The 5,392-nt window shown below is 69.5% G+C and carries 7 protein-coding genes; all 7 read right to left on the reverse strand.

Features of this window, described 5'->3' with window-relative positions; translation table 11 throughout:
• Positions 1 to 67: 67 nt before the first annotated feature.
• Positions 68 to 301 carry a hypothetical protein gene (locus tag V6M42_RS03640; protein ID WP_332677218.1) on the reverse strand — a complete coding sequence of 78 codons (234 nt, stop codon included), beginning with the start codon at positions 299 to 301 and terminating at the stop codon, positions 68 to 70.
• Between the two features lie 20 nt (positions 302 to 321).
• Positions 322 to 1,266: a DUF4350 domain-containing protein gene (locus V6M42_RS03645; protein ID WP_332677220.1), complete on the reverse strand. Its 945-nt coding sequence runs from the start codon at positions 1,264 to 1,266 to the stop codon at positions 322 to 324.
• A gap of 25 nt (positions 1,267 to 1,291) precedes the next feature.
• On the reverse strand, positions 1,292 to 2,125 hold the full coding sequence (gene fghA / locus V6M42_RS03650) for an S-formylglutathione hydrolase (RefSeq protein WP_332677222.1): 834 nt from the start codon (positions 2,123 to 2,125) through the stop codon (positions 1,292 to 1,294).
• A complete protein-coding gene (locus V6M42_RS03655; RefSeq protein ID WP_332659389.1) occupies positions 2,125 to 2,508 on the reverse strand; it encodes a VOC family protein in 384 nt (127 codons plus the stop codon). Before V6M42_RS03655 ends, fghA begins: the two co-directional genes overlap by 1 nt.
• Positions 2,509 to 2,534: 26 nt before the next feature.
• The gene (locus tag V6M42_RS03660) at positions 2,535 to 2,999 is read right to left on the reverse strand and encodes a hypothetical protein (RefSeq protein WP_332677224.1); all 465 of its coding nucleotides are present in this window, start codon (positions 2,997 to 2,999) and stop codon (positions 2,535 to 2,537) included.
• Positions 2,999 to 4,105, reverse strand: coding sequence for an S-(hydroxymethyl)glutathione dehydrogenase/class III alcohol dehydrogenase (locus V6M42_RS03665; RefSeq protein ID WP_332659391.1), 1,107 nt, complete (start codon positions 4,103 to 4,105; stop codon positions 2,999 to 3,001). The genes V6M42_RS03660 and V6M42_RS03665 overlap by 1 nt, the downstream gene beginning before the upstream one ends.
• A gap of 61 nt (positions 4,106 to 4,166) precedes the next feature.
• Positions 4,167 to 5,392: amidohydrolase family protein (locus V6M42_RS03670; protein WP_332677227.1), on the reverse strand; the 1,226-nt coding region annotated here is incomplete at its 5' end.

Genomic DNA, 5,392 nt, shown 5'->3' on the forward strand with positions numbered 1-5,392 from the left:
CGGGATCATGATCGGGATGACCGCCGCGACCGGGACGGACGACGGGGTCCCAAGGGCGAGTGAAGCCTCAGCCCTGCGGCAGATGCGCCTTCAGGCAGGCCCGCACGGCGCGCCTGAGATCCCCCGTCGAGGAGGCGAAGTCCACGCCCTCGGCGTCGAACACGGCGCGCACCGCCGCATCCAGCCCGTTGGCCAACGCCGCCTGGACCCGGGCCTCGCCCTTCGGATGAAGGCAGAAGCCGACTTCCACGCACAGGGCGGCGAACATCGGGGCGTAGTCTGGGGCGGCGTTCTCGGTCATGGGCCCCTGCTAGCACACTCTCAGGGCAGGAGGCCCGTCAGCCAGTGCAATATGTTGAGCCCGAACTGCGCATTGCCCGGCGCCATGTTCATACCGAACCGCCTGTCGGGCTGCCCGTCCGAATAGCGGACCACCTGGGCTGACAGCATCCCCGCCTCGCCCAGCACCACCACGCGGCCCTCGCCGTGAGCGAAGGCCAGCCCCTGCGCCGGCAGGGCGGGCGTCGACAGCTCCGCCAGGGCGGCCTCCCTCGCCGCGCCGCCCTCCAGCCGTTCGGCCAGCGCCTGCAGGGTGGGCAGGTCCCTTGCCTCACGCGCGCCCACCGTCATCGGCAGCAGGATCACGGAACCCTCGGGGCCCTGCAGCGACTGACCGGTGAAGGCGGTCACGCTCGTCACCCGCTCGTCGGCGTTTCGACCGGTGATGATCGGGTGATCCCCGAACGCCTCCGCCGGATAGGTCAGGTTGGTCGTGAGGTCGGCTTCGCCGGTCATGGCGAAGGCGTAGCCCTTGCCCATCTTCACGCCGAACCTCGCAGCCAGCGCCTCGGCCGCCGTACCGAACGGCGCGTGGTCGGCGATCAGCAGAAGCCGCCCGCCGCCGCGCACCCATCGCTCGACGGCCTCGATCTCGCTGGCTGTGAACGGCGACCCGCCGTCCGCCGGACCGGCGTTGGCGATGACCAGCACGCCCGCCCCCTCCAGCCCGCCCGCGTCGAACGGCGCGATCCCGCCGCGCACCTGATAGCCGTCGGCCCGCAGCAGGGCGACGAACGGGGCGTAGCGGCCGTCGACGGTGTGGAAATTGTTGTGTGCGCCGTCGATCACGACCACCGGGCCGTCGGCGGCGAAGGCGGGCCGCGCCACCGTCGGATGGAAGTCCGGATCTGTCATCTGCTGCTGGGCCACAGCGGGCGCGGCGACCGCCAGGGCGATCAGGCCGAGAGCGAGGGCGAAACGTCTCATCGGAACCTCCGGTCTTGGAACCAGTCTAGTCCTTCAGCCGCGCCGCGTGGAAGGCGACATGGTCGTCAATGAAACTGGCCATGAAGAAGTAGGAGTGGTCATACCCCGGCTGCATCCGCAGGGTGATCGTCTGCCCCGCCGCCTCGCCCGCCTGAACCAGCAATTCGGGCTTCAGCTGTTCCGTCAGGAAGGGGTCGGCGTCGCCCTGGTCGATCAGGATGTCGTCGTAACACCCCTCGCCCACGCCGCCTTCGATCAGCCGCGCCGCATCGTGCGCGTCCCACGTCTCCCGATCCGGGCCGAGATAGGCCGTGAACGCCTTCTCGCCCCACGGGCATCGCGTCGGCGACGAGATCGGCGCAAAGGCGGAGACCGAGCGGAACAGGTGCGGATGGCGCAGCGCCAGGGTCAGCGCCCCGTGCCCGCCCATCGAATGTCCGCTGATGGACCGGGCCTTCGTCGTCGGGAATTCGGCGTCGATCAGGCCGATCAGCTCCTCGACGACATAGCTTTCCATGCGGAAATGCGGCGCCCAGGGCGACTCGGTCGCGTCGACGTAGAACCCCGCGCCCTGACCGAGATCATAGGCCGGGTCGTCCGCCACCCCCTCGCCGCGCGGCGATGTGTCCGGCGCGACGATGATCACGCCCTGTTCGGCCGCGGCCGCGTACGCCCCCGCCTTGGTGGTGAAATTGTCCTCGGTGCAGGTCAGGCCCGACAGCCAGATCAGGACCGGAAACGGCCCATCGCCGGGCGGGACGAACACCGACAGCGTCATGGACGTGCCGGTGGTCGCGCTGTCATGCTTCAGATACCGCAGCGTCCCGCCGTGGACGGCGTGTTGCTTGACCGTTTCCATCACCCCAGCCGGTGCAGGGCGCAGATCTTGTTGCCCGACGGGTCGCGCAGATAGGCGAGGTGCAGCTTGCCGAAGGCGCCGTCGCGCACGCCGGGCGGGTCCTCGATGGCCGTGCCGCCCGCCGCGATCCCGGCCGCGTGGAAGGCGTCCACCGCATCACCGTCCGCGGCCGCGAAACCGATGGTGCCGCCGTTGGCGTGGCAGGCGGGATCGCCGTCGATCGGCTTGCCGACGGCGAAAGCGCCCCGCGCCGTCCGCCACCAGTACCGGCCCTTGGGATCGGGCCCGGCGCCGGGTTCGATGCCGAGCGCGCCCAGCGCGGCGTCATAGAATTTGCGCGACGCCTCGACGTCATTCGCGCCGACGGTGATGTGGGTGAACATGTCTGGCTTCTCCGCTCGGGTTGGCGTCAGGAAAACGGCGCGGGCCGCAGCGAACCGGCGATCGACCGCGCGGTGGCGCGTTGTTCACCCGTCAGACCGGCCGGGATGGTGATCTGGAGATAGCCGGGAAAGTCGCGGTTGTCGTCGGTCCACAGGTATTCCATCGGCCGTTCGCGGCCGTTTTCCCGGATCTCATAGGTTTTGGGATTGCGCCCGCGGACACGCCCCGGCCCGGCGTCGCGCTTGGGGAAGTCGGCGAAATTGCCCGAATAGGTCTGCACATAGACCACCCCGCCCGAGGCGATCTCATAGGTCACGAAATCCGGACCAAGCACGCCCCTGGACAGCGCGAACCCCTCGGGGAGGGCGCCGGAGAAGGCGACCTCGCGCCCGTTTCCGTCGATCAGTCGCGGCGCGGCGACTCCCGTCGCGATCGCGGTGGGCGCGCAGCCCGCCAGCAGAAGCAGCAGCACCATCAGCCGCCGGGTCATCAGAACACCACCACGCTGCGAATGCTCTCGCCCGCATGCATCAGGTCGAAGGCCTCGTTGATCCGCTCCAGCGGCAGGGTGTGGGTGATCATCGGATCGATCTCGATCTTGCCGTCCATGTACCAGTCGACGATCCGCGGCGTGTCCGTCCTGCCCCGCGCGCCGCCGAAGGCCGATCCGCGCCACACCCGGCCGGTGACCAGCTGGAACGGCCGCGTCGCGATCTCCTTGCCGGCCTCGGCCACGCCGATGACGATGCTCTCGCCCCAGCCGCGATGGCAGGCCTCCAGCGCCTGACGCATGACCACGGTGTTGCCCGTACAGTCGAAGGTGTAGTCCGCCCCGCCGCCGGTCATCTCGACCAGATGCGCCACCACGTCCGGCACGCTCTTCGGATTGACGAAATGGGTCATGCCGAACCGGCGGCCCCACTCTTCCTTGGTGTCGTTGATGTCGACGCCGACGATCATGTCGGCCCCGACCATCTTCAGCCCCTGGATGACGTTCAGCCCGATGCCGCCCAGGCCGAAGACCACGCAGTTGGCGCCCGGCTCGACCTTGGCCGTATTGACCACCGCCCCCACGCCCGTGGTCACGCCGCAGCCGACGTAGCAGGCCTTGTCGAACGGCGCGTCCTTGCGGATCTTCGCCACCGCGATCTCGGGCAGGACGGTGTAGTTCGAGAAGGTCGAACAACCCATGTAGTGGGCGATCGCCTGCCCCTTGTAGCTGAACCGGCTGGTCCCGTCGGGCATGACGCCCTTGCCCTGGGTCGCGCGGATGGCGGTGCACAGGTTCGTCTTGCGGCTGAGGCAGCTTTTACATTGCCGGCATTCCGGCGTGTACAGCGGGATCACATGGTCCCCGACCGCCACCGAGGTCACGCCCGGCCCGACCTCGACCACCACGCCCGCGCCCTCGTGGCCGAGGATCGAGGGGAAGATGCCCTCGCTGTCGAGCCCGTCCAGCGTATAGGCGTCGGTGTGGCAGATGCCGGTCGCCTTGATCTCGATCAGCACCTCTCCGGCGCGCGGCCCCTCCAGATCGACCTCGACGATCTCCAGCGGACGTTTGGCCTCGAAGGCGACGGCGGCGCGGGTTTTCATGGTCGGATCCTTTGGCGAGTCGTCCGCCGTTCTAGCCGCCTCCCCTTCCGACCGAAACCCGTCAGCGCGCGGCGGCCTCCCGCGCCGACACGCCCTCCCGGATCCGGACCAGCAGCCCGTCCAGTTCTGCCCGGTCCAGCAGCCGCCCGTCCCGCACCACCGCCCGCAGTCGCCGCGTCGCCGAGATGTCCTCCAGCGGATTGGCGTCCAGCACGATGAGGTCGGCCGCCGCGCCCGGCGCCACCCGTCCGTACCGGTCCGACACGCCCATCAGCGCCGGCCCGTTGATCACCGAAGCCGCCAGCGCCTCGCGCGGGCTCAGGCCGTTGGCGACGTACAGCGCCAATTCGTCATGCAGCGAAAAGCCGGGATAGTTGAACGAGTTCAGGAACCCCGCGTCCGTCCCCGCCAGGATGCGCACCCCCGCCTCCTGCAGCAGGGGCAGGGTGGTCAGGGTCACCGCCTCGACGCGATGCCTCGCCGCGACCGCCTCCGGCGTCGCCTGGGCCGCCCGCTCGACGCGCCAGCCGTAGGTTCCGCGAATACCCGGGCCGATATAGGCCAGCTCCGGATCGTCCGCGTGGTCGTCCCGGTCCAGCCAGGCGAGGGTCGAGGAACCGTGCTGGGTCGGCGAAGCCATCACGCCGAGTTCGGCCAGCCGCCGGTAGACCCGCCGCGCCACCGCCGGATCGAAGGTGTCCGCATACCGCGCCATCGCCTCGGCATAGGTGTAGCGCCCGGCCAGATAGTCGGCCGAGATCGCCGCCTCGTCCCGCGATCCGGCCTTCATCAGATAGTTCAGATGCTCGATGGTCGACAGCCCGGCCTCGGCCGCCTCCAGCACCGTGATCCCCATCGGGATATGGCCCGAGGTCTTCATTCCCCGCGCCTTCGCCTGACGCACCGCATACAGGAACAGCTCGGGCTTCAGCGTATTGTCGGTGATCTTGACGAAATCGACGTGCAGGGCCTGCAGCCGGTCCAGCGCCGCATCGACGTCGGCCTCGCTGCCCGTTTCGATCACGCCCTTCCACACCGGATTGATCCCCTCGATCTTGGGGCCCGAGGTGAACAGGCGGGGCGCGATCTCGCGCGGCGGCGTCGCTCGCCAGTCCAGCACAGTCGAGGACAGGTCGCCCGCCGCGTCCCGCACCGCCGTCACGCCGTTGGCGACGTAGAGAGGCATCAGGTCGGCGTTCTCCTCCTCCAGCCCCGCGCCGCCGAAATGGACGTGGTTGTCCCACAGCCCCGGCGTCACATAGCGGCCGCCGGCGTCGAAGGTCCGGG

Origin of the sequence: Brevundimonas sp. (assembly GCF_036677305.1) — a bacterium.
In the GTDB taxonomy this organism is placed as follows: Bacteria; Pseudomonadota; Alphaproteobacteria; order Caulobacterales; family Caulobacteraceae; genus Brevundimonas.